Annotated in this window: 20 protein-coding genes; 9 read left to right on the forward strand and 11 right to left on the reverse strand. The window is 67.4% G+C overall.

Annotated elements, in window-relative coordinates:
* Positions 1-29: 29 nt before the first annotated feature.
* From AC1DKV_RS20520 to AC1DKV_RS20535, 4 genes are all read right to left on the reverse strand, one after another.
* The gene (locus tag AC1DKV_RS20520; RefSeq protein WP_441612036.1) at positions 30-1,646 is read right to left on the reverse strand and encodes an inorganic phosphate transporter; all 1,617 of its coding nucleotides are present in this window, start codon (positions 1,644-1,646) and stop codon (positions 30-32) included.
* 134 nt (positions 1,647-1,780) lie between these two features.
* Positions 1,781-2,140 carry an ArsR/SmtB family transcription factor gene (locus tag AC1DKV_RS20525; protein ID WP_441643123.1) on the reverse strand — a complete coding sequence of 120 codons (360 nt, stop codon included), beginning with the start codon at positions 2,138-2,140 and terminating at the stop codon, positions 1,781-1,783.
* Positions 2,124-2,585 (reverse strand): SRPBCC family protein, encoded by a 462-nt coding sequence (locus AC1DKV_RS20530; protein WP_441612273.1) that lies wholly within the window; start codon positions 2,583-2,585, stop codon positions 2,124-2,126. Before AC1DKV_RS20530 ends, AC1DKV_RS20525 begins: the two co-directional genes overlap by 17 nt.
* A 157-nt stretch (positions 2,586-2,742) precedes the next feature.
* Positions 2,743-3,123, reverse strand: coding sequence for a VOC family protein (locus AC1DKV_RS20535; protein WP_441612034.1), 381 nt, complete (start codon positions 3,121-3,123; stop codon positions 2,743-2,745).
* 128 nt (positions 3,124-3,251) lie between these two features.
* Here AC1DKV_RS20535 and AC1DKV_RS20540 point away from each other — a divergent pair, with 128 nt between their 5' ends.
* Entirely contained in the window at positions 3,252-3,791 is a 540-nt protein-coding gene (locus AC1DKV_RS20540; RefSeq protein ID WP_441612033.1) for a cysteine hydrolase family protein, read from the forward strand.
* A gap of 18 nt (positions 3,792-3,809) precedes the next feature.
* On the opposite strand, the gene AC1DKV_RS20545 is transcribed toward AC1DKV_RS20540, so the two are convergent.
* Positions 3,810-4,136 carry a winged helix-turn-helix domain-containing protein gene (locus AC1DKV_RS20545; protein WP_477137884.1) on the reverse strand — a complete coding sequence of 109 codons (327 nt, stop codon included), beginning with the start codon at positions 4,134-4,136 and terminating at the stop codon, positions 3,810-3,812.
* A 330-nt stretch (positions 4,137-4,466) separates the two neighbouring features.
* Entirely contained in the window at positions 4,467-4,895 is a 429-nt protein-coding gene (locus AC1DKV_RS20550) for a TOBE domain-containing protein (RefSeq protein WP_441612032.1), read from the reverse strand.
* A 248-nt stretch (positions 4,896-5,143) separates the two neighbouring features.
* Here AC1DKV_RS20550 and AC1DKV_RS20555 point away from each other — a divergent pair, with 248 nt between their 5' ends.
* The gene (locus AC1DKV_RS20555; RefSeq protein WP_441612031.1) at positions 5,144-6,415 is read left to right on the forward strand and encodes a DUF2325 domain-containing protein; all 1,272 of its coding nucleotides are present in this window, start codon (positions 5,144-5,146) and stop codon (positions 6,413-6,415) included.
* A gap of 38 nt (positions 6,416-6,453) precedes the next feature.
* On the opposite strand, the gene xth is transcribed toward AC1DKV_RS20555, so the two are convergent.
* Positions 6,454-7,269 carry an exodeoxyribonuclease III gene (gene xth / locus AC1DKV_RS20560; protein ID WP_441612030.1) on the reverse strand — a complete coding sequence of 272 codons (816 nt, stop codon included), beginning with the start codon at positions 7,267-7,269 and terminating at the stop codon, positions 6,454-6,456.
* A 476-nt stretch (positions 7,270-7,745) separates the two neighbouring features.
* Between xth and AC1DKV_RS20565 the strand changes: the two genes are divergently transcribed.
* The gene (locus AC1DKV_RS20565) at positions 7,746-10,493 is read left to right on the forward strand and encodes an ATP-binding protein (protein ID WP_441612028.1); all 2,748 of its coding nucleotides are present in this window, start codon (positions 7,746-7,748) and stop codon (positions 10,491-10,493) included.
* A 24-nt stretch (positions 10,494-10,517) separates the two neighbouring features.
* Here the strand turns inward: AC1DKV_RS20565 and AC1DKV_RS20570 are convergent, their stop codons facing one another.
* Positions 10,518-14,633, reverse strand: coding sequence for an ATP-binding protein (locus AC1DKV_RS20570; protein ID WP_441612027.1), 4,116 nt, complete (start codon positions 14,631-14,633; stop codon positions 10,518-10,520).
* 394 nt (positions 14,634-15,027) lie between these two features.
* On the opposite strand from AC1DKV_RS20570, the gene AC1DKV_RS20575 reads away from it, so the two are divergent.
* Both AC1DKV_RS20575 and AC1DKV_RS20580 read left to right on the forward strand, forming a co-directional pair.
* Positions 15,028-15,846, forward strand: a complete 819-nt coding sequence (locus AC1DKV_RS20575) for a response regulator transcription factor (RefSeq protein ID WP_441612026.1) — start codon at positions 15,028-15,030, stop codon at positions 15,844-15,846.
* Between the two features lie 71 nt (positions 15,847-15,917).
* Positions 15,918-16,982 (forward strand): porin, encoded by a 1,065-nt coding sequence (locus AC1DKV_RS20580; protein WP_441612025.1) that lies wholly within the window; start codon positions 15,918-15,920, stop codon positions 16,980-16,982.
* A 110-nt stretch (positions 16,983-17,092) separates the two neighbouring features.
* Here AC1DKV_RS20580 and AC1DKV_RS20585 read toward each other — a convergent pair whose 3' ends face one another.
* From AC1DKV_RS20585 to AC1DKV_RS20595, 3 genes are read right to left on the reverse strand one after another with little or no spacing between them, the layout of a single operon-like run.
* The gene (locus tag AC1DKV_RS20585) at positions 17,093-17,773 is read right to left on the reverse strand and encodes an Hpt domain-containing protein (RefSeq protein WP_441612024.1); all 681 of its coding nucleotides are present in this window, start codon (positions 17,771-17,773) and stop codon (positions 17,093-17,095) included.
* 44 nt (positions 17,774-17,817) lie between these two features.
* A complete protein-coding gene (locus AC1DKV_RS20590) occupies positions 17,818-18,693 on the reverse strand; it encodes a response regulator (protein ID WP_441643122.1) in 876 nt (291 codons plus the stop codon).
* Positions 18,645-18,851, reverse strand: coding sequence for a hypothetical protein (locus AC1DKV_RS20595; RefSeq protein WP_441612023.1), 207 nt, complete (start codon positions 18,849-18,851; stop codon positions 18,645-18,647). Before AC1DKV_RS20595 ends, AC1DKV_RS20590 begins: the two co-directional genes overlap by 49 nt.
* Between AC1DKV_RS20595 and AC1DKV_RS20600 the strand changes: the two genes are divergently transcribed.
* The 4 genes from AC1DKV_RS20600 to AC1DKV_RS20615 all read left to right on the forward strand — a co-directional run bounded on the left by AC1DKV_RS20600 (position 18,829) and on the right by AC1DKV_RS20615 (position 24,432).
* On the forward strand, positions 18,829-19,620 hold the full coding sequence (locus AC1DKV_RS20600) for a hypothetical protein (RefSeq protein ID WP_441612022.1): 792 nt from the start codon (positions 18,829-18,831) through the stop codon (positions 19,618-19,620). The genes AC1DKV_RS20595 and AC1DKV_RS20600 overlap by 23 nt on opposite strands.
* A gap of 453 nt (positions 19,621-20,073) precedes the next feature.
* On the forward strand, positions 20,074-20,616 hold the full coding sequence (locus tag AC1DKV_RS20605; protein ID WP_441612021.1) for a fimbrial protein: 543 nt from the start codon (positions 20,074-20,076) through the stop codon (positions 20,614-20,616).
* 132 nt (positions 20,617-20,748) lie between these two features.
* Positions 20,749-21,507 carry a fimbrial biogenesis chaperone gene (locus AC1DKV_RS20610; RefSeq protein WP_441612020.1) on the forward strand — a complete coding sequence of 253 codons (759 nt, stop codon included), beginning with the start codon at positions 20,749-20,751 and terminating at the stop codon, positions 21,505-21,507.
* Between the two features lie 249 nt (positions 21,508-21,756).
* The gene (locus AC1DKV_RS20615; protein ID WP_441612019.1) at positions 21,757-24,432 is read left to right on the forward strand and encodes a fimbria/pilus outer membrane usher protein; all 2,676 of its coding nucleotides are present in this window, start codon (positions 21,757-21,759) and stop codon (positions 24,430-24,432) included.
* The last annotated feature ends 25 nt before the right edge of the window (positions 24,433-24,457 follow it).

The raw sequence follows: 24,457 nt of genomic DNA on the forward strand, positions 1-24,457 counted from the left end.
CAGGCCGGGCGCGCGCGCCGCAATGGCTTTCAGAACAGCTTGGTAAACACCCAGAACAAAGACCCCGACAGCAAGATCGCCGCCGGCAGCGTCAGCACCCAGGCCATCGCCAGGTTGCGGATGGTGGACATCTGCAAACCCGAGCGGTTTGCCGCCATGGTGCCGGCCACGCCTGACGAAAGCACGTGAGTGGTGGACACCGGCAGGCCGAAGGCGTCGGCCGCGCCGATGGTGGCCATGGCCACGAGTTCGGCGCAAGCCCCCTGCGCATAGGTCAGGTGGGTCTTGCCGATCTTCTCGCCCACGGTGACCACGATGCGCTTCCACCCGACCATGGTGCCGAGGCCGAGCGCGATGGCCACGGCCACCTTGACCCACAGCGGGATGAACTTGGTGGCGGTGTCGATTTCCCGCTTGAAGGCGCCCAGGTTTTCCCTGGTGGCGGCATCGAACCTCACCGTGCTTTCCTTCTCCAGCAGACGGATGGCTTCGGACGCGAGGTACATTTCGTTGCGGACGTTGGCCACCGAGGTCGCCGGCACGCCAGCCAGGCTGTCGTGCGCGCGCACCTGGTCGCCGATCTTGCCGGCGATGCTGGCGAGGGCGGGCACCACGTCGGCGTTGAATGCGCGCGTACGCAGGTAGTCCGACAGCACGCCATGCGGATCGGCGGGTGCCGCCACCGGTGCCGGCAAGCTGCGTTGCAGGGCGTCGCTGGTGACCTGCGCCACTGCCGCGAAACGGGTGGTCTCGTCCACGGGCATGGCGCGGTTCAGGGCATAGGAGATCGGCACGGTGCCGACCAGGATCAGCATGATCAGGCCCATGCCCTTCTGTCCATCGTTGGAGCCGTGCGCGAACGACACGCCGGTGCAGGTGAGCACCAGCAAGCCACGGATCCACCAGGGCGGAGCCTTGTTGCCCTGGGGCTCGGCGTACAACTCAGGGCGCCTGACCAGCGCGCGCAGCAGCAGCAACAGCAGTGCCGCGCAGCCGAAGCCGACCAGCGGCGAGAGCAGCAACGAATAGCCTACCTTGATGGCCTGCGGCCAGTCCACGCCGCTGGTGCCGTCCCGCCCGTGCATCAGCGCATTGGCCACGCCCACGCCGATGATGGAGCCGATCAGCGTATGGGACGACGAAGCCGGCAGGCCGAGCCACCATGTGCCGAGGTTCCAGATGATGGCGGCGATCAGTAACGCGAACACCATCGCGAAACCGGCCGAGGAACCCACCTGCAATATCAGTTCCACCGGCAGCAGCGAGATGATGCCGAACGCCACCGCGCCGCTCGACACCAGCACGCCGAGGAAATTGAACAAGCCGGACCACACCACCGCGAAGTGCGGCGGCAGGGAGTTGGTGTAGATCACGGTGGCCACGGCGTTGGCCGTGTCGTGGAAGCCGTTGACGAACTCGAAGCCCAGGGCGATCAGCAAGGCCACGCCGAGCAGCAGGATAGGCAGCCAGGTCGACGGCATGGACTGCGCCGAGGACACATCGTGCACCAGGCTCACGCCCGTGTAGGCGATGCCTCCCGCCAGCAGCAACAGGAAAGCCAGGCCGGCGAGCTTGCCGGGGCGGTGGTCCAGGTTGGGGCGCAGGCGCCGGGCGCCGGCATCGGGCGTCGCTTCGATGTTGTTCATGTTCCGCTCCCTCAAGGACGAAGCGCCATCGTCCTGCCGGAACATGACATTTCCGTGACACGAGTCACGCACGAATCACAAAGCCACCGGACAATTTCGCGCCACGCCGGGCACGCGGATGCCAGCGCGGGCGCCTAGGATTCCAGCGCCAGGCGCAGACGCTCCAGCGCGTGATCCCATTGGCGCGCGATCAGTTCGAGCGAGCGGCGCGCGGCTTCGATCTGTGCCGGATCGAAGGCCCACTGGCGCTCGCGCCCGACCTTGATGTCGTGGACCAGGCCCACCTGCGCCAGCGCGTGCAGGTGCTTGGTGATGGCCTGCCGCGAGATGTCGCTGCCGGCGGTCAGCTGGGCGATGGACATGGCGCCGCCGGCACACAGCGCGGCCACTAGGCGCAGGCGGGTTTCGTCGCCGAGCGCGGCGAAGACCGACGCGGACTTGCGCAAGTCCGCGCCCACCGCGCCCACCGCGCTGACGTCACTGCGCGGCAACATGCTTTTCGATATTGCGCATCTGTCCCTCCCAGCCGTTGCTGTTCATACGGAACGCTTCCAGGCGGCGCCCCGGCGGCACGTTATCGAAGCCCGATTCCACCACGCGCAGCAGCGTGCCACCTGGCACGGGCTCCAGTTCGAAGACGACCAGCGTGGTCGGCTCCGCCGAGTAATCGCGCCCCGCTTCCACCGCGGCCGGATGCCAGCGCCAGGCAAACAGGCGCTCAGGCTCCATGCGCTCGATCCAGGCTTCGAACACCACATGCTCGAAGCCCGGGTAAGTGATCTGGCCCCGCACCGGCTGCCCGACGACAAAGGACTTGCCGCGCAGGTCCACGCAGAACCACTTGCCGAATTCCTCGGCATCGGACAAGGCTTGCCAGACGCGCGCGGGCGACGCCTTGAGCAGGATCTGACGTTCAATGCGATCAGTGGATGAGTCCATCATGCAATCTCCGATTGGGCCGGCCCGGGCGCCAGGCGGACATCCGCCGTATCCGCGAATGGTTGCGGATAACCGCCCTCATGCAACCCAGTGGTTGCATATTAGGTGACGCCCACGCAAAGCGCAATCGAACGGCTGCATTTCTCGCAGCGTGGACTTACATCGGCTCGAGCACCGACAGGATATTGCCGGCCGGGTCCTTGAACCAGGCGATGACCGGGCCGCCCTCGCCACGCGAGATGCCGCGCGCGTCGGTCTTGACGCCGGGCAGGTCGTAGCTCTCGAACCGCACGCCGCGCTGGGCGAGCTTGTCCACTGCGCGCTCCACGCTCTCCACGGGGAAGTTGAGCACGGTGAAGGTCGCCGCCACATGGCCGGGCTTCGGGTAGAGCAGCACGGAGTTGCCACCCGCCAGGTTCAAGGTCAGCAGGCCGCCGGATTGGGACACCTCGAGTCCGAGCACGCCACCGTAGAAATCCACGGCCTTGGCAATGTCGTCGACGGAATACCCGCTGAATGCATGGCTGTCTCGCAGCATGGTCCGCTCCTTGGAGAACACCCTTGGCCCAGTATTGTTCAATGCGGCAGCGGACTCAAGGCGCGCCGGTGGCGCGAAGGCGGCGATAGAATGCGGCTTCTCAACGAAGGGACGCGAGGAGCGCGACGATGTCATCTGCCCTGCTGGTAATCGACGTTCAGGAAGGCCTGTTCGGGCCTGCGCCGCAGCCGGCGTCGGCCGACGCTGTCATCGGCAATATCAACGCGCTGATCGCGCGTGCGCGCGGCAAGGACGTCCCGGTCATATTCATCCAGCACGAAACCCGCGAGGACGAGCTGCGCTTCGATACGCCGGGGTGGCAGCTTGTGGCGGCGCTCGATGCGCGGGCTCACGATCATTTCATCCGCAAGACCACGCCGGATTCCTTCCTTCGCACCGAACTGGGCGCCTTGCTGTCCACGCTGGCGGTTTCGCACGTGGTGCTGTGCGGCTATGCCACGGAGTTCTGCGTCGACACCACGGCGCGACGCGCCGCGGCGCTGGGTCTCGATGTCACGCTGGCGGCGGACGCGCACACGACCCACGACAAGCCGCATGCGAGCGCGGAGATGATCCGCGTGCACCACAACGCCACGCTACCGTCGATTTCCAGCTTCGGCAGCAAGATCGCCGCGCACGCGGCGGCGCAAGTGGATCTTCGCGCCTGAGCGGCGGCGCGCCGCCGCTCAGGGTTTTGCCAGCAACCGGATCAGCGCGTCGATCTCGCCCGCGCAGGCCTTGGCGGCGAGCGTCTCGGCGGCCCGGTAGAGGCGGACCACTTCCTCTCCCACGGGAGTCAGCACCGTGCCGCCGCCCTGCGAGCCGCCGTGCTCGGAATCCACGGCGGGCTGCGCCAGCGCGCGGTTGATCTCGTTGAGCAGGTCCCAGGCCCGCTTGTAGGACATGTCCAGGCGCCTGGCGGCGGCGGAGATGGAGCCGCATTCGCGGATCGCCTCGAGCAAGGCGATCTTGCCGGGGCCGATGGCGATGGTGTCGCCCAGCATGATGCGCATGCGCAGGAGTGCCTGCGGTTTGTCCGGGCTGACGGATGTGCGGGAGCGGGCAAGTTTGACCATGGCGGCATGGTAACTCGCCCGGGCCTTGCGGCGAAACAGGCGCGTGGCGCGAGTCCATCCGCTCGCGCCCCCCGGACTGCCTTCGCCGCAACCAGCCGGACCTGATCGCCTATGAGATGGATGGCGCGCCGCTGGGCGCCAGCGGCTTTGCCCGACTGGTGGTGCCTAATGCCTAATGACGGCAAGGCCGGCCGCTACGTCTCCAGGCTGACCAGCCTGGAGGTGTTCGCGGCGCCGCCCGCCCGCTGACGCTGCGCGCCGGCGGTCTCAGGCGCGCGTGGCCAGCAGCACGCTGGAAGCCTTGAAGATGGCGACGGCTGCGCCGCCCTGCTTCAGGCCGAGGCTGGTGACGCTGTCGTTGGTGATGATGGCCACGATCTCGCCGCCCTGCGGCAGGCCGATGGCAACCTCGGAATTGACGGCGCCGGTCTTGATGCCCGACACCGTGCCCGCGAGCTGGTTGCGGGCGGACAGCAGCATGCCCGGATCGGCCACGCCGACGATCACGGACGAAGCCTTGATCAGGGCGATGGCCTCCTTGCCGACGGCCAGGCCCAGCCGCTTGGTGCTCGCCCCGGTGATGGTGGCGACGATGCGTACCCCGCCGGCGACCTCCAGTTCGATTTCGTCGTTGACCGCACCATTGTGAATGGCGCTGACCTTGCCGCTCAGCTGGTTTCTTGCGCTGGTGTTCATATTCACCTCTCTCTTCGCATTGTTATGACGGCCGCGCCGGGGCGCTGGCGGGGAGCGCGCACTCCACCTTGCCGATCATACCGCCTTTGCAAACGCGATCTGCCGCCACGCAATGCTCGTTATATTCAATGGTATATTTCGCCGATACGGCAGTGTTTCCGCGCCTGGCTGGCGGCGCGGCACCCGGCCTTTCTTCTTCCACGCGAGGTTCCGCATGCACGCTCCCCCGTTTCGCCTGGCCCGCGCCAATGGCATCGAGGCGGCGCTCGGCAACAAGCCAGCCGCCGCCTGCTGCACGCCGTCGGCGCCGCACGCGGCTGGCGGAACTGGACTCGCACCTGCACTGCTCGATCATCGGCACCTGCATGACCACCGGCGAGCTGCGCAAGCTGGTGCCGCGCTTTGCCGCGCTGGAGCGCCAGCGCACGACCGACCTGGAGATCCATCACGAGGCGGTCAAGCTCGCCGGCGCCGGCGGCGAGGGCTGCAAGGCCCTGCAAAAGGCACTGGACGAGCGCTATGCGCTGGCGCTGCGCCGCTTCAGCGCCGCCAGGGGTGCCCAGGCCGTGCTGGGACTCTGGCAGGATGCGGTGGCCAGCGGCGATATTCCGCCGGCCTACTGGGCCGTGATGACCCATCCGGAGGCCAGCGTCGCGGTGCGCCAGGCCGCCTTCGGCGAGGTGCATATGCTGTCGCACCTGGTGGGCGCCGCCAACCGCGCCGATATCCGGCGGCTGATGGCGCTGGAAGCGGAGAACGGGGCGCTGCGCGACAAGCTCGAGCGCCAGCAGGAACGCCTGCAGGAGATGAGCGCACGGCACGATGCGGCAACGCGCCAGACCGCCGAGCTTGGCGACAGGCTCACCCAGCTGGCCGCGCGCGAGCCGGCGCATGCCGAACTCCACGCGCTGCGTGAAACGCTGGCCGCGCGCGCAGACGATGCCGCGCTGCAGGCCAGCCGCCGCGAAGCCGCGGAGCAACGCGTGCTGCAAGAGCAGGACGCGGCGCGGGAGCTGCGCGCGCAGCTCGAAGACGCGCTGGCCCAGCTCAAGATCAGCCGCGCCGAGGCGCTGGCCATGGAACATGCCGTGCTGTCGGCCGATGGCAACGGCGAGCAGGCGCAGGATCGCCATCCGGGACTGCGCCTGCTGCAAGGCAAGCGCATCGTCTACGTGGGCGGGCGCCCCGGCTCCAACAACACACTGAAATCGCTGGTGGAATCGACCGGCGGCCAGCTGGTGCTGCACGACGGCGGCATCGAAGACCGCAAGGGCCTGCTGGCCGCGACGGTAGCGCGCGCCGACATGGTGGTGTTCCCGGTCGACTGTATCGACCACGATTCCATGAGCACGATCAAGCGTGTCTGCGACCGCCATCAGGTCGCCTACTATCCCCTGCGCACCGCCAGCGTCGCCAGCTTCGTGGAACTGGCGAGCCGCGTGGCAATGCCGCCATCCGGCCTTCCGGATGCGGCCGCCACCGCGCGCATGCCGTCGCCGGTGCCAGAGCGGGCAGCGTAGCCGCGGCCGCCTGCCGGCGGCACCGCCTTCCTGCGTTCCTAAGCCTTGCGCTTCCTGCCTTGCGCGGCAGATCCCATGTCGAGTTCCACCCAGGCCGGCGCATGGTCGCTTGCCTGCGGCTCGCCGCGCACCCAGCGGTCTACGCCCGCCGCGCGCAAGCGCGGCGCGAGGCCGGCACTGAGCAAGAGATGATCGATGCGCAGTCCCGAGTCGGTCTGCCAGTGCTGGCGAAAGTAATCCCAGAACGTATAGACCCGCGTCTCGCCGAAGTACGCGCGCAGGGCGTCGGTCCAGCCTTGCTCCAGCAGGCGCTGGTAGCAGGCGCGGGTCTGCGGCTGCAGCAAGGCATCCTTGCGCCATGAGCGCGGATTGTAGATGTCCGCGTCGGTCGGCACCACGTTGAAGTCGCCGGCGATGACCACCGGCAGGCCGCTCTCATGGAGGCTGGCCGCATGGGTGATCAGGCGCTCGAACCAGGCGAGCTTGTAGTCGAACTTCGGTCCAGGCTGCGGGTTGCCGTTGGGCAGGTACAGACAGGCCACCAGTACGCCCTGCACCGCGGCTTCCAGGTAGCGGCTGTGGGCGTCGTCAGCATCGCCGGGCAAGCCGCGCCGGCATTCGACGGGATCTACGCCCCTGGCAAGGATCGCTACGCCGTTCCACGATTTCTGGCCATGCCAGACCGCGCCGTACCCCGCCGCATGGATCTCGCCGACCGGGAATGCCGCGTCGTCCGCCTTCAGCTCCTGCAGGCAGGCCACGTCCGGCGCCTCGCGCGCCAGCCACGCCAGCAAGGCGGGGAGCCGGGCGCGGATGCCATTGATGTTGAAGGTGGCGATCGTGAGCCGGGCCATCGGATGAACCTCCGCACAGGCTGTGCAAGGGCGCGCTGCGCCATGCTTTCTTCGTGCCTGGCGGCCTCAGAAAATTCCTACGCGCGTTCGATCTGTTTGGGAAATTTCCCCACTTACATTGGGAAATTTCCCAAAATCATGCGGGAAAAGGCGGGATAAAGTCCAGCCTGTTATCAGCAAGTTCCACCCAGAATCGTTCGCGCTTTTTGTTGGCGCCTCCCCGCATGACAACCCACCCACGCCTGACCGCGCCAGGCCGCCGCAAGGCACGGCGCGGGTCTCCGGCATGCCCGTCCGCCCAGGCCCGGCCGGATGGGCAAGCCAGCCTCGCATGATCAACCGGGGGCGCGCCAGGGACCGCCCCGGAATTTCGCCAGCACCTTGTACCGTCCCGGCCACGTCATTGCCGCCGGCTGTGACGCGATTGCCCGGATGCGCCGTCGACACGAGCACATAACCGCACCTGAAACAACACAATGCGAATAGATCGACGCTTCCGGCTGCTTGCCGCCTTTATCTTCGCCACCACGGTAGGGCTCGCGGGTTACCTGCTGCTGCTGGGATGGCAGAGCTATAACGCCGCGCAAGAGACCGAACCGGTGCTGAACCTGTTCAACTCGGTGCTGGTCGCGGCAGAAAAGGCTTCTGCGGAGCGCGGGCCTTCGAACGCCGTGATGGGCAGCGATTCGCCCGTGCCGGCCAGCAAGCAGGAAGCGCTCACCCGTGCACGCGCGGAGACCGACCGCGCGCTGGGCGCCGCGGTCTCGCATCTCGACGCCATGCCGTGCGCGCACTGCCCGGCCAGCGCCAAGCTCCTGAGGGAGATCCACGCGCAACTGCGCGACGCGCGCGCGGGTGTCGACCGGATTGCGCAGACGCCGCGCCCGGGACGCACCACCGACGGACTGTGCACCGTGCTGGGCACCATGTTCACCGCCACCGCCGACATCATGCGGATTTCCGACGAAGTCATGTTCGACCTGATCCGCGCGGAGCCGCTGACCGCCGAGCACGCAGGCATTGCGCGCCTGTCCGCCGAGCTGCGCGAGCAGGCCGGACGCGCCGGCTCCGTGTTCACTCCGGCACTCACCGCGCACCGGGCGCTGTCCGCGGAGGAGCGGCGCGAACTGTGGACCGAGACTGGCAGGATTCGCGCGCTGGGCGAGCTGATCACGATGCGCGCCCGCGACGACAAGGCCACGCGCCGCCCCTCCGTGATGGCCATCCACGAAATGGCATCGAGCTACTTCACCGACGGCGTTGCCTATCTCAACGAGGTCGCCGCGCTGCCGCCGCACGACCTGCGCTACCCGTCGACCGCGGCCTTTGCCGAGCGCTACGTCCCGACCATGGCCGCCATCATCCGCGTGCGCGATGCGGAGATCGCCTCCGCCATGCATATCGTGCGCCAGCAGGAAGCCGCCGCCGGCGCCAAGCTGCGCCTGCTGTGCGGCATCATCGGCATGGCGCTGCTGGCGCTCGGCGTCATCATCGTCATGTTCGCGCGCCGCATCATCCGCCCGCTGTCCGGGGCCACGGAGGCCATACGAAGCATCGCCGGGGGCGACTACAACCTCACGCTGCCGTCGGCGCGGCGCGGCACCCAGATCGGCGCCCTGCTGCATTCCGTGCAGGTGCTGCGGCGCGCGGCGATCGCCAGGGAGGAACTGGAGGCCGACCGCAACCTGCTGATCAGGCAGTTGCAGGACGCCGCCGCGCAGGAGCGCGCCCAGGCCGAGGCCCTGATGCAGGCCAGGGATGCCGCGGAGGCGGCGCTACACGCCAAGGACAGTTTCCTGGCCATGATGAGCCATGAGATCCGCACGCCGATGCACGGCATGCTGGGCCTGCTGGAGATGCTGATCGATACCGGGCTGGACGACCACCAGCGGCATCTGGCCCAGGTGGCCAACAGCTCCGGCGAGGCCCTGCTGCAGATCCTCAACGACATCCTCGACTATGCCAAGATCGGCGCCGGCAAGATGAAGATCGTCGAGACCGGGACCGATCTGCGCGAGCTGATCGAGGGCGCGGTATTCCTGCTGTCCGGCAACGCCTGCGAGAAGGGCCTGCGGATGAACATCTGCATCGATTCCGGCATCGCGGCACGCTATCTCGCCGATGCCGTGCGCATCCGCCAGATCCTGCTCAACCTGATCTCCAACGCCATCAAGTTCACGGTGCAAGGCAGCATCAGCGTGAGCGCCGCGCAGGTGGAAAGCGCGCACGGGCACGAGATGATCGAGATCACCGTGAGCGACACCGGCATCGGCATCCCGGCCGGGGCGCTGCACATGCTGTTCGAGCCGTTCGAGCAGGTCGACGGCCACTCGACCCGGCGCTTCAGCGGCACCGGGCTCGGGCTGACGATCTGCCGGCAACTGGCCGAACTCATGGGCGGCCAGCTCGAGATCAGCAGCACCGAAGGCAACGGCACCTCGGTGACGCTGCGGCTGACGATGCAGGTGGATTGCGACAACTACGAGTTCCCGCAACTGGCCAACAGGAAGATTGCGATTGCCGTGGACGAGCCCGCCGCGGTGATGGCGCTCAAGCACTACGCCCGCGCCGCCGGCATGCGCCCCTTCGTGGTGGGCGCCCAGGACGAATACCATGCGCCGCTGCGCATCGTGGGGGCGGCCGGAGCGCATCATCCCGGCGATATCCTGCTGGTGCGCAAGGGCGGCCGGCCGGCCGGCACGGGTAGCGGCAGCCCGGTCGTGCTGCACGACAATCCCATCGCCTGGAGCGCCTTCATCGGCGCCTGCCAGGAGGCGCTGCCGAGCGGCCACGGCGGCAATCCCGGCGCGGAGGTCGCACCGTCCGGCGAGCCGGCGCCGGCGGACAGGAAGGCGGCGCGCATCGTGGTGGCGGAGGATCACCGCGTCAACCAGCTGCTGCTCAAGACCCAGCTGCGGCAGCTCGGCTACGACAACGTGGTGATCTGCGACAACGGCGAAGGCGCCTGGAAGGCGCTGCACGCGGCGCCGACGGACCTGCTGATCACCGACCTCTACATGCCGGGCATGGATGGCTTTGCCCTGGCCAGGCAGTTGCGCGCGAGCAAGGATGGCAGGCACACCCCGATCATCGCGGTGTCGGCATCGACGCTCGCCGAAGAGGAGCATCGCAGCCGCGCCGCGGGCATCGACGTCTTCCTGGGCAAGCCCGCGTCGATGCAGGAGCTCAAGCAGGCACTGCGGCAGGTCCTGGCGCAGCGCTGAGGCCCGCGCCTCCGTGCGGCCGGCCTACTCCTGCTGCGTCGCGGTGCCGGACAGGCTTGCCGGCCGGATCCAGCGTTCCAGGCACGCCTGCAATATGTGCAGCTGCGCGGGCTTGAACAGGCATTCGTCCATGCCGGCGTCCAGGCAACGCTGCATTTCCGCGGCTTCGGTGCTTGCGGTGATGGCGACGATCGGCAGATGGGGCCGCCCCTTGCCGGCTTCGCCCGCTCTCGCGGCCTCCCGCGCACGCACTTGCGCAGCCAGTTCGTAGCCGTTCATCACCGGCATGTGGCAATCCGTGATCAGCAGGGCGTAGTCCGTCTCGCCCAGCGCCGCCAGCGCCTGGCCGCCATCGACGACAGCGTCGCTGGCATAGCCGAGCACCTTGAGCTGGCGCTGCAGCAGGATGCGGTTGGTGGGATGATCCTCGGCGACCAGGATCAGCCGTCCTTGGGCAAGCGCCGCCTCGCGCGAGAGCGCCGGCACGCCGGCCGGCCCTGTGGTGGCGCGCTCGGCGCCGCGCGCGGCGCTCCCGCCCGGCGCGGCCAGCGAGGCCGCCTTGAGGCCCCGCCAGGTCAGCGGATTGACGCTCAGGCGCACATCGCCTCGCGTCAGGCGGTAGCCGGCCAGCTTGGGCTTGTCGGTGATGTGGATCACCGCGGGCGCGGCGGCGCCAGCCTGTACGGGTAGCGGCGCGCCGTCGTCGAGGAAGAGCAGGTCAAAACCCGCGCGCGCTTGCCTGCCCGTCGGTTGCGCGCCGCTAACCGGGTCGCTATCCGGGCCGCTATCCGGGTCGCTATCCGGGCCGCTATCAGCGCTGTTATCCGCACCGTTATCCGCATCCGCGCCGGCCGCCCGCAGCAGATGCGCCAGGGCATGCGCGACCCCGGCATCGCTCACCCGGATCGCGGCGCGGCGCCCGGCCAGCGGGCGGTCCGCATAGGCCTTTTCCCTGACCGGCAGCGTCAGCCGGACTTCCACCTGCGTGCCGACGCCCGGCTCGCTCTCCAGCGTGATCTCGCCGTGCATCAGCACCAGCAGCCTGCGGCAGATCGACAGCCCCAGGCCGGTGCCGCCGAAACGCCGCGTGGTGGAGGAGTCCGCCTGCATGAAGGGCTCGAACAGCCGCGCCCGCTGGTCCGGCGCGATGCCGACGCCGGTGTCGCTGATGCGGCAGACGATGGTCTGCGCGCCATTGCGCTCGCCGGCTACCTCGACGGCGAAACTGACCGTGCCGCGCTCGGTGAACTTGATCGCATTGCTGAGCAGGTTGAAGAATATCTGGCGCAGGCGCACGCTGTCGCCGAGCACCACGGCGGCCACATCCTCGCTAACATCGAGCCGCATCAGCAGGCCCTTGTCGTGCGCGCGCGTGGCAAGCAGTCCCAGCGCATTGTCGCAAAGCTCGCGCAGGTCCAGCGGCAGCCACTCGATGTCGATGCGGCCGGCTTCGATCTTGGAGTAGTCGAGGATATCGTCCAGGATCTGCAGCAAGGCCCCGGCCGAGTCCTCGATCATGCCGACGGTGGACGCCTGTTCACGGCTCAGCTCGGTATGGCCGAGCAGTTCGACCAGCCCCAGCACCCCGCTCATGGGCGTGCGGATCTCGTGGCTCATCATGGCCAGGAAGTTGTCCTTGGCGCGGGAAGCCGCCTCGGCGGTGTCGCGCGCGCTGCCCAGCGCGGCGGCGCGCGCGTGTTCTTCGGTGGTGTCGGTCCAGTAGCCGTTCCACAACGTGCTGCCGTCGTCCTCGCGGCGTGGCACCGCGTGCAGCCGCGCCCACTGCAAGCCGCCCCTGCCAAGCAGGCGCACCTCGTGATTGACCGGCTGCAGGATCTCGCCCGCGCGGGTGACCGCTTCGCGCAGGGGCCCGGCGTGCTCCGGATGGATGCAGGCCCGCACGCGCGCGGTGTCGGCAACGATTTCCTCGGCATCGAGCCCGAACAGCTCCTGCGTATTGCCGCTGACCCACACGAAGGCAAAGTCCTCGCCCTGTGCCTGGCGCATCTGGAACACCGTGGCCGGCAGGTGCCGCGTGACGTCGATCAGCCGCGCTTCGGCCTTGCGCGCCTTGAGCTCGGCCAGGCGGATCTCCGAAACCTCCACCGCCGAGCAGATGATGCCGCCGGCATCCGCCTCGTTCGGGGCGAATGGCTGCAGCCAGCAAATAAAGTGCCGCGCGTGCCCGGCCGTGCCCTGGAAATCGAGCGCGATATGGCGCATCTCCCCGGCCAGCAATGCTTCGCGGATCGCGCGGTCCAGCGTCGCGCTGATCTCGGCGCCCCACACCTCGGCCTCGTTCTGCAGGCGGCCGACCAGATCCTCCTGCTTCACGTCCAGCAAGGACGCAAACGCCGCATTGACCGCCAGGTAGCGGCCCTGCTTGTCCATCACCGCAAGGGGCACGGGCACGGCATCGATCAGCGTCGACTGGAAGCGCTGCTGCACGGAGACCTTGCGCTCGACTTCGCGCCGGCCCGCCACCTCCCTGCGCAACAGGTACTGCGAGCGCAGGAGGATGGCGACAACGCACAGCAGCGCCGCGAACGGCAGCCCGGCACGCTCCAGTATCTGCCGCCACGATGGCTCGAGCACGTAGCTGGCCGCCATGTAGCGCTGCTGGATATCGAGCCGGCGCTGGTCCGGCAGCGCCGAGAGGGCCCGGTTGACCAGCGGCAGCAGGCGTGCCGACAGCGCCGGCGACACGGCGAAGCCGATATCCAGCAGACGCTCCCCGGAGCCGATGACGCGCAACTTGCCGGCGAAACTGCGCTGCAGCTCGACATCGGCCGAGGCCAGGTCGTCGACATAGACATCGGCATTGCCGCTCGCCACGCTGTCCAGGGCCGCATGGACGCTCGCGGCCGTCGACAGGCGCGCGCCGGGGACTTCCGTGCGGACCATGTCGCCCACGCCGCCCGCGGCGGTGACGACAACGCGCAGCCCTTCGATGTCCTTGAGATGCCCGATCGCCGGCGCCGACTGCCGGCCCACGATCACCACGGGAAATGCCGCATACGGACGCGAAACCGGCAGAGCGCGCAAGCCGGAATCGTGCGGGGCGGCCACGGCCATCAGGTCCAGGCCACCGCTGTGCATGGCCTCCACGGTCTTGCCGAAGCTCGCCGAAGGCACACGCTGGAAGCGCAGGCCAAGCGCCTCGCCCAGGTAGCCCAGGTAGTCGAGCGCAATCCCGCTTGGACGGCCGCTTTCATCGAGATAACTGTACGGCGCCAGCCCGACGTCGAAGCCTACCCGCAGGGGCGGCAGCGCGCTCAGGAAGGCGCGTTCCTCGGGCGCCAGGAAAAACTGTTCCGCGGGCTCCTGCTGCACCAGCCGCGCATTGATCCATCTGGCCAGCAGCGCCAGGCGGCGCTCGCTGCTTATCCGCGCCAGCCCAGCATTCACCTGGGCCCGGAAGGCGGTGGATGCGGGCGGGAATGCGAAATACACCTCGCTGCCGGGCTCGCGGTAGGTATTGACCACCGAGAGCGTGTCGAACTCGCGCCTGGCAAGCGTGTATTCCGCCACCGGCTGCAATGCCGAATAGAAATCCGCCCTGCCCGTTGCGACGGCGCGCAGGCCGTCCGTGACGTCGCCCGCCGGCACCAGCGTGGCGCGGGGATACCTGGCACGCACCACGCCTTCCATATAGAAGCCCGGTTCGACGGCGAAGCGGGCGCCCGTGGAGCCGGGCGACAGCGTCCCGGCCACCTGATCCGCGCGGCGCCCCACCACGACCGTGTCGCCGTTGAAGTAGGGCTCGGAATAGATCAGGCAATTCTTGCGCGCATCCGTCTTCGCCATGCTGATCAGGATGTCGATCTCGCCCTTGCAGGTGGCCGCGATCAAGGCAGGAATGTCGGGATACTCGCGCTCCGTGAAGCGCGTCGTCGCGCCGCCGAGCGCTTCGCGCAGCATGTCGATGCCGTATCCGCTAGGCTGCGGCCCCCGCGCGAACAGAAATGGCGGCAACCCCTGCTTCACGATGCCGATCCTGATGACGACCGGTGCGGACGCCGCCGCCACAGGTGACGCCTGCCCCGCCCCGGCAGGCAGCGCGCCGGCGCAAAAGAGCAGCAATGCGAGATGAACCAGCCACCCTTGCCAGGCCTCGCGCGAGGTCCAGGTTTTGCTCATGAGTCGGTTGTCCTATGTCGCTGCGATACGTTGCGTTCCGGCGCGGCCGCCCGCTGCCTGCGTTCGGTGCCGGCGCATTGTGCAACGCGCGCTGGCTGCCGGGCGCCCGGTGTTCGATGGCTGAGCATGATAGCGCCTCCACGGCCAGGCTGGCTGTCCTCTGCCGCACCGCGCGGCGTGTCGTCGTGCCGCTTGCGCAACGCCGGCGCGGGTGCCCCCCCCTCCCGCCAATTGATCTGGCGCAAAACGCGGGGGCGAAACCGAAGTATTCCGTCTTTCTTGGGGAATTTTCCCGGTTCCGGCAGGGGGCGTTGGGGCTATGTTGTATTTCCGCTCGCCAGGCGTCGTCACGCATCGATGCCACTTGCGCGCGGACAGACTCTGAGGTCGATCTATGAAAGTCGCATTACTGGATGCCAACCCGGCGAGTTCCCTGTCGGTCGCCGATCTCGTCACCGGCGCCGGGTTCCCTTGCCATCGTTACGCCGCGCGCGCCGGGCTGCTGCGCGACCTGCGCGAGCAGGTCTTCGACATGATCCTGATTGCCGGCGACCAGCCGGACGGACAAGGCGCCGAGGTAGTCAGGATGATCCGCTGCACGTTCGCATTCCAGACCCCCGTCATCGTGGTGTCCGCCAAGGCAAATCACCATGAAATCATGGAGGCGTTCGCCGCGGGCGCCGACGACCATTGCTCGACGTTGCGCCCGGCCGAACTGCTGGCGCGGATGGTGTCGCATTGCCGCCGTCACGACACTGCCCCGACCGCACGCCGGCGCCTGATCCACCTCGGCGCCTATGTGCTGAACGTCGACAGGTACTGCGCCAGCCTGCACGGCAGGGATATCCATCTTACGCCCAAGGAATTCAGCCTGGCCTGGCTGCTGTTCTCGTCGCCGTCGCAGGTACTGCCCCGCAACCATATCGAAATCATGGTGTGGGGCCGGGTGCTGCCCGCCATGTCGCGCGCGCTCGCCGCGCTGATTGCCCGCCTGCGGCGCGTGCTGGAGCTGCGGCCCGTCAATGGCATCACCATCGCGTCGATCCACGCGCTTGGCTATCGCCTGGACGTCCAGGAGACGCCGCGCGCCGACTGGCCCGCGGAGGCACGCACAGAACGGCTCCCGGCCGACGGGGTGCCGCTGCGGATGCACCTTCCGGCAATCGCCGCCGACGAGTGCGCGGTCCCCGCGGACCTCGGCATGTCCCGGTAGCGGGCGGGCGCTCGCCAGGTTTCACCCTGGGCGAGGGAAAGACCAGAATTTCTTAACCGAGGAAATCAGATATGAAGAAGACAATGGTTGCATCAGCTGCCCTGATCCTGGCGAGCGGCGCCTGGGCGCAAAGCGCCGTCACCCTGTACGGCGTGGCGGATGCCGGACTGGAATTCGTCAACAGGCAGCCCGGCAACGGCGACAAGGTCTATCGCATGCAGTCCGGTGGCGGGCTGACCGGCTCGCGCTGGGGCCTGCGCGGCGTCGAGGACCTCGGCGGCGGGCTGAAAGGCATCTTTGTGCTGGAAAGCGGATTTTCCATCGACGATGGCAAGACCGATGGGCGCCTGTTCGGCCGGCAGTCATACGTCGGGCTGGAAACGCCGGGAGGTACCGTGACGCTTGGCCGCCAACAGACGCCGATGTACGATTTCGCGCTGCGGTATGATCCGATGGCCACCGCGAGCAGCTACTCCATCTATGCAATGGACAATGATTTCGGCTCGCGCGCCGACAACGCCATCAAGTACCGCGGAAGCTTCGGCGGCCTGACCGCGTCCGGGCTCTACAGCTTCGGTCATGACGGTGTCAGCGGAACGAATGGAGAAGTCCCGGGACAATGGAAGGTCGGCCGCGAATATGCATTCGGCCTGAACTACGCCACGGGCGCATTCGCGGTCGGTGCTGTCTTCGACCAGAAGAACGGCGACACCATTGCCAGCCGCAACCGCCATGACCAGCGCGCCAGCATCGCCGGCAGCTACGCCTTCGGACCCGCCAAGGTCTTCGGCGGCTATCGCTGGCAACACCTGGGCTTCACGCCCGCCACGGGCAGCGGCATCGCTCACCTGGGCTGGGCCGGCATTAGCTATCAGCTGACGGCCGCGACCTCGTTCAGTGGCGCCCTGTACTACCAGGACTACCGGGGCACCAGCGCGGATCCGTGGCTGTTCTCGCTCGGCGCCAACTACGCCGTGTCCAAGCGCACCGAACTCTATATGAACATGGCCTATGCGCTGAACAAGACCGACAACGCGCGCGGTTTCATGTCGCAGACCAGCGTGAACGGCGATGGCCAGGTGTTGCCCGGCGAAAACCAGTTTGGCGCCAGCGTCGGCATGCGTCACCGCTTCTGACAATCCCTGCCCGGCCGGCACTTTCCGGCTTGTCGGGCTTGCCGCGGATGTCCCGGTGCAAGGTGCAAGCCTGCACCGGGGCATCCGCTTTTTATTCCCGGCCGGGCCCGCTATCGGGCCTCCAGGCAATTGTTCAGACGCTCCACGGTCGGCTCGAACAGCGCCAGCAGCGCGCTGACACCGTCGGCGTCGCGCGCGCGGGCCGCCGCTTCCAGGCGCGCGCAGAGCGCAACCACCGAACTGCACTCCAGGATCCTGGCCGCGCCCTTGAAACGGTGTGCCAGCGAGGCCGCCTCGTCCCAGTCGGCGGCAGCACAGGCATTGCGCAGGAGCACGAGATCCGCGCGGTTGGTATCGACCAGGCTGGCAACCAGTTCCGCGATCATGTCGGGATCGCCATCGGACAGTGTTTCGATGGCCGGCCAGAATGCCGCTTCCTCCTGCGCGCTGATCGGCAGGACGCCATGCCGAGCAAGCTCCCGCGCCAGGTCATGCTCGCGTACCGGCTCCGTCAGCATGCCACCGAAGCGCGTGTCCACGGAAGCCGCGGTAGCGGATGAAACCGCGAGCCACAGCGTCGGCCCGGCGCCGTCGGAATCCGGCACCACCCTGGCCGGCAGTGCGCCGTCTGCCGGAAGCCGCACAAGCACCAGGCGCCAGCCTCGCCCCGGCGCCCCGGGCGATTCCACCGCATGTGCCGTCGCCTCGAAGCCCAGGCCCTCCAGCAGCGCGGCGACGCCGCTGTCTTCGGCCCAGTCCGCGGTGTCACCGATGATCAATGCGCGATGCATGATTGTTGTCCTCCGGACGATTCACAATGAAGATTCTGCCGCCGTCACGGCGCGATATGGCAGCGACGGGCAAAGTCTACCAACTCCACCAGCGTGGCGACGCCGAGCTTGGCCATGATGTGGATCTTATGACTACTCACCGTCTTGTTGCTGATGAATTGCAGCTTGCCGATGGCTGCATTGGACATCCCTCTGGCCAGCATCTGCAGGATAACGATCTCCCTGTCGGTCAGCCGCCGGAGCCGGTCTCTGTCGTCGCGCATGTCAGGAGGCACCGACTCGGCGTCGCCGACTTCGGGCGGGAACAGCGTGTAGCCGGCCATCACCGCGTCCACGCAGCGCATGATCTCGCCCATTTCCTGCTGCTTGCTTACGAAGCCCCGCGCGCCAAGCTGCATGGCACGGGGCGCGAACGTCAGCGTATCCTGGCCGGACAGCACCAGGATCCGCACTTGCGGCTGCATCATCCGCAGCCGGGGAATGACTTCCAGTCCATTGACCTTGGGCAGGTCGAGGTCCAGGATGACCAGGTCGGCCGGACACTCGTTCATGATGTCCAGCGCTGACTGACCATTGCCGGCTTCGAGGACGCGGCTTACGCCGAGCACCTGCAACAACCGCGTGCGCATGACCATGCGCATCGCCGGATGATCGTCAACTATCAACACCGTTGTCATTTTTGCGCAGCCTCCATCTGAAAATATTGCGCCATTTGCTGCTAGCGCGCGCGGGGCGCGATTTCTGTTCCGGGATTCTCCGATAGTTCCCTCGTGGCGCGCATGGGAAAGCCCTGAATTGGCCGCGGAAAGGTCGCCATTACCGATGGCGCCATGGCATTCGTCCTGCCGACCCGGGACGCCACCGGCGCAAGTCAGGATGCGGGCAATGCCATCACGGCCGCCGCGCAGAATCCGCCGCAATCGGCTCGGGAAAAGTCCGCATCCGCCCGGGCGCGCACGGCGCCATACTTCTTGCCTCTACTTTTCACCGCTACGGCGTCGCCCTGCCCCGGCACCACCACCGGGCGTCCGCCGGCCAACAGGATCAGGAGCGAGATGAAAAAGAACAAACGCATCATGCCGGCAAGCTCTGGCGCCGATCCGCTCCATGCCGTCAGCGACAGCCTTTCCCACCCGCGCATGGTGGTGACGCTGCGTGCCGATCAGGAAATGACCATAAACAGCCTGGCCGACGCCCTGCGGCACAACGGCGAATGGCTGGCGCGCGCCAATATCTGCCTGGCCGCGCTGCGCGATGAGGGCGCCACTCCGGTCCGGGCGGTGGTTTCGGATGTCAGGAAAAGCGCGGTCGCGCTCGACTTCTATATCAGCGACGATATCGCGAGCTGTGCCCGGCTCACGCACACGATCCACGCCGTGCTTGCCAGGGAATTCAACCGGGTGCTGCCGCCATCGCTGCTGGTCGCGGTGCGGCCGCTGCAGGCGGCCGCACCCGAGCGGCGGCGTACGCGCAGCCGCCCGGACGAGCTCGCGGCATCCGCGGTCATGCTGGCCGAATCGGCCTCCGAGGCCAACCGGCGCATGTCGGCCATCTGCGCCTACCTGGTGGCGTTTCATGAAGCCAGGCAGGTCGGCGAGATCGCCTGCCCGCCGCACCAGAACCTGCTCGCCGACCATCACGAAGCGGTGGACTGGCGGCTACGCCTGCATCAGTCCGAACAGGCACGCTCGCTGGCCGAGTCGCTGGCATTCCTGCAACGCACCTACAACGATGCGGCCTTCGATCTCGACACGCCGTTCCGCGAGTATCAGTCCTTGCTGCAGAAGGAGGTCATGCTGACCTTCCGCCAGGAACTCGCGACGTTCTGCGCAGAGCACGAGGCGTAACGCGTATCGGCCTGGCCGTGCAAGCGGCTTCGATCGCCGCAATCCGATCGCTGGCGGCCACCCGCCCTTCCAGCCCGTCGACGACGCCACCGCCAGTGCCGACTTCGGCGAGCAGCGCCTCGAGATGACGCGGTTCATCCAGCGCCAGCCTCACGGCGGATTCCCTGGCGTCTCCTCCTGCCTGCGCCGGAAGCAGATGCCCCCTCGCCGCGCCACTCCCGCGCCCGGATTTTACTGGCCACGCCCGCGATCGCACTTGCGCCGCACGAGCCACTACGACGCGCCCGCACGGTACCTGCATCACTTTCGTACTTGTCCTATCTATTCGCCATGAATTTCGTTCAGGTCAGATAGAAACAAAAAAGGGTTTACCCGAAACTTGCTTCTGAAGCCTGCATCAACACAGCAGCACTTCGAAAGTAGCAACCCCCTCCAACTACTGCTATCTGAATCATGAAAAAGAACCTGATCGCTTCCGCCATCGCCACCGCTGCCTGCGCTGCCGCTTTCGCGCCCGCCGCGCACGCCGCTGACGGCACCATCGAATTCACCGGCAGCGTGGTCGCCACGACCTGCACGATCAATGGCGGCGGTGGCGCCAACATGATGACCGTGGCGCTGCCGCCGGTCTCGACGTCGGCCCTGAGCCAACCAGGCGCCGTCGCGGGTCGCACGCCCTTCACCATCAAGCTGGACGGCTGCGCGGGTTCGAGCACCAAGGTTGCCACCGCATTCGAGGCCGGCTCGACCGTCAATTCCGAAGGTCGCCTGACCGTGGACGCCGGCGGCGCCTCGGGCGTCGATATCCGCCTGCTGAACGCCAGCTACAACCCGATCAAGGCCGGCGCCGCGCAGAACGACCAGAACTCGCCCGCCGTGGATCTCGTCACGGGCGGTATCACCACCCTGCACTACTACGCTGAGTACGTGTCGACCGGCACGGTCCAGGCCGGCGCCGCCAACTCGCGCGTCCAGTACTCGCTGGTCTATCAATAAGCGCTTCGCGGGAGACGGCTCCGCCCGAGCCGCTCCCGCAGCGATGCGCAGCCTTCCAAGCCGTTTCTGCGTTTTCGAGACGGCTTCCGAGGAAACGCAATCTCCCAGGAATCCAACGCATCGGAAGTGAAGATGAAACACACCATTCTCAAGCCGCTCATGGCGGTGGCCTTCGTGGCCAGTCTGCTTGCGGCCCAGGCACACGCGAGCGTCGTCATCGCCGGCACCCGGATCATCTTTCCGGCGCAGGAGCGCGAAGTCACGGTCAGCCTCACCAACGACGGCCAGACGCCGGCGCTGGTCCAGACCTGGCTCGACAAGGGCGACGCCAACGAGTCGCCCGAGAAGATCGACGTGCCGTTCACGCTGACGCCCGCGATGTTCCGCCTCGAACCCGGCAAGGGCCAGATGCTGCGCGTGATCTATAGCAAGGAGCCGATGCCACAGGACAAGGAATCCCTGTTCTGGCTCAATGTGCTCGAAGTCCCGCCGAAGGCCGAGATCGGTGAAGATGCCAACCGCCTGCAACTCGCCTTCCGTACCCGCATCAAGATGATGTTCCGCCCGCCAGCCCTGCCCGGCCGCGCCGACGAAGCGCCCGCGAAGATCGTGTGGGAAATCGTCCAGGCCGACAGCGGCAAGGGATATGCGCTGAAGGCAAGCAACCCTACCCCCTTTGTCGTGAACCTGGGCAGCATCGCGCTGAAGGTCGAAGGCAAGAACTTCAATGCCGGCATGGGCTACGTACTGCCCGGCACCTCGCATCTGTTCCCGATCGAAGGCCTCGCGTCCGCGCCGGCATCGGCCGCGCAAGTCGACTTCAGCAGCATCAACGACTGGGGCGGCATCGTGCAAGGCAAGCCTGTCGCCCCCTTCAAGCCGGGAGGCTGATCGTAGCAACAGGGTAGCAGCGCCATGGCCCCTGAGCGCGGCACCCTGGGCAATCACCCGCCCCCACGCCGTTCCTTCCCGAATCCAGTACAGGTCCCCATCCGCTTCGCCAGCCTGAGGCTTTCCTGAAAAGCCTTGCGCCGGGAAGCGTGTGGCCAGGTCCCCCGGCGGGACGCTGGAGGACCCCGTTCGGCCTCGCATCCGCCATGCGCGGATGTCCCGGCAGCCCATAACAAGGAGCAACCCGCAATGACCCCGGCCCAACGTCCGGCCCAGGATGGCAACCCTCTTTTCCGCCTCAAGCCGTTGTGTGCGCTGGTGCTGTCGAGCCTGGCCGCCTGGCAGTCCGAGGCATTGGCCGAGGCGGCCGCGCCCGCAACCAGGCAGGTCGCGCAAGTCGAGTTCGACAGCGGATTCCTGGCAACGGGCAGCAGCCGGCGCGTGGACCTGTCGCGTTTCGAGCGGGGCAATGTCGTTCTGCCCGGCACCTACAACATCGATATGTACGTCAATGGCAACCGGGTCAGCCGCACCGACGTGCCGTTCCGGGCTCTCGGCGCGGATGACAGCGACGCACAGGCGTGCTTCGACGCCGGACTGCTGCAAAAGGCCGGCGTCGATCTCCGGAAGCTGGCACCCGGGATGGCTACGCGGCTTGCGGCCTCAGGCGAATGCCTGCCCATCACCGAGGTGATTCCCGGGGCAAGCGCGAGTTTCGATTTCGGCGACCAGCGCCTGGAACTTGGCATCCCGCAGGTTTCCCTGAGCCGCAGCGCACGCGGCTCCGTGAGTCCCGAACTGCTGGACTCCGGCGTGACGACGGGCATCCTCGGCTACCAGTTCAATGTCTACAGCTTCAAGGGCCACGGCAGCAATGGCGTGCAGACGCAGGGCTACCTTGGCCTGAACGCCGGCTTCAACGCGGGCGACTGGCATTTCCGCCACAACGGCTCGTACAACTGGAGCGGGAGCGGCCACAGCGATTACCAGAACATCTCGACTTACGTTCAGCGCGACCTGCTCAAGCTGGCTTCTCAGCTAACCCTGGGCGAAGCGTACACAAGCGGTGAACTGTTCGATTCGACGGCCTTCCGCGGCGTGCGCCTGGCCACCGACGACCGCATGCTTCCCGATTCGCTGCGCGGCTATGCGCCCACGGTGCGCGGCGTCGCCACCAGCAACGCAAGGGTGACGATCCGCCAGGCCGGCATGACGATCTACGAGACCACGGTGGCGCCCGGGGCGTTCGAGATCGACGACCTCTACGCCACCGGATATGGCGGCGACCTGAACGTCACGGTAACCGAGGCGGATGGCACCGTGCGCTCGTTCTCGGTGCCGTATGCCGCCGTGCCGCTGTCCCTGCGGCCCGGCGTCAACCGCTACAGCGTCGTGGCCGGCGCGGTGCGCGATGCCCAGAACAGCAAGAACCCGCTGTTCGTCCAGGGTACCTGGCAGCGCGGCCTCAACAACCTGGTCACCGGCTATGGTGGCGTGACGCTGGCGCAAGGCTATGCTTCGGCCATGCTCGGCGGCGCCTTCAACACGCCGGTCGGCGCGGTCGGCGCGGACGTGACGCAGGCCCACACCTCGGTGTCGGGCGTCGGGACCTTCAACGGCACCAGTACGCGGCTCAGCTACTCCAAGTCGGTCCTGCAAACCGGAACCGATCTGTCGATCGCCGCCTACCGCTATTCCACCGGCGGCTACTTCGGTCTCAACGAAGCCATGCGCGCACGCGCACAGGCGGATCAAGGCCACACCATCGACAGCGTATGGCGCCAGCGCAACCGCGCATCGGTCACGCTCGGCCAGCGGCTCGGCGAACGGGGCGGGCGGCTCAACGTCACCGCCTCCACGGCCAACTACTGGAACCGCGACGGCTCGGACATCAACTATTCGGTCGGCTACAACAACGTCTACAAGAATATTTCCTTCGGTGTCTCGGCCACGCGCCAGCGCGGCGCCGACGGCCGTATGGGCACGATGTACTTCGCGAGCGTCACGATCCCGCTGGGCAAGCAGAACCCGCTGACCCTGACCGGCAACGTCTCGCGCAACAGCAATGGCAGCATGCAGGCGCAGACCACCTTGTCGGGCTCCGCGGGGGCCGACAACGAACTCTCCTACAGCCTGAGCGCGAACCACACCTCGGGTGCCGGACAAAGCAGCACCGACGGCGGCGCCAACGTGCTGTACCGCAGCCCGTATGCGGATCTCAACGCCAGCGTGAGCGGCGGCTCCGACTACCAGCAAGCCGCGATCGGCGTGCGCGGCGCGGCGGTCTTGCACCGCGGCGGCGTCACGCTGTCGCAGCCGCTGTCCGACACCTTCGCGATTGTCGAGGCGCCCAACGCCGAGGGCGCGCGCGTGACCAATGCGTCGGGCGTGCGTATCGACAGCCGCGGCTATGCGGTCGTGCCGTACCTGACGCCGTACAGCATGAATACGGTGTCGCTGGATCCCAAGGGCCTGTCCACCGACGTGGAACTGCGCGAGACCAGCCAGCAAGTCGCCCCGCGCGCCGGCTCGGTGCCGATGCTCAAGTTCGAGACCGTCTCGGGACGCTCGGCAATGATCCGGGCGCGCCGGTCCAACGACATGGCGCTGCCGTTCGGCGCGGCGGTCCACGACGAGGGTGGGCAGGAAGTCGGCGTGGTCGGCCAGGCCAGCAAGATCTTTGCGCGCGGCCTCCAGGACAAGGGCGAACTGAAGGTGACCTGGGGCAACGACGAAGCCTCGGCCTGCCGCATCGCGTACGAGTTGCCGGAACGCAAGAAGGCAGGAAAGGGCAGCGGCTATCAACAGATCGAGGCCATCTGCGCGCCCGTCACGAACGTGACCACCGGCTTGCCGCAGGCCCCGGGGATGAGCATGCAGAGATCTCCCTCCCCCGGTCCGGTGCATATCGGGCCGGGCTTGTGAACGGTTCACCATCTTCCCGGCTTGT

The sequence above is a fragment of the Cupriavidus sp. 05T41 genome (assembly GCF_056396525.1).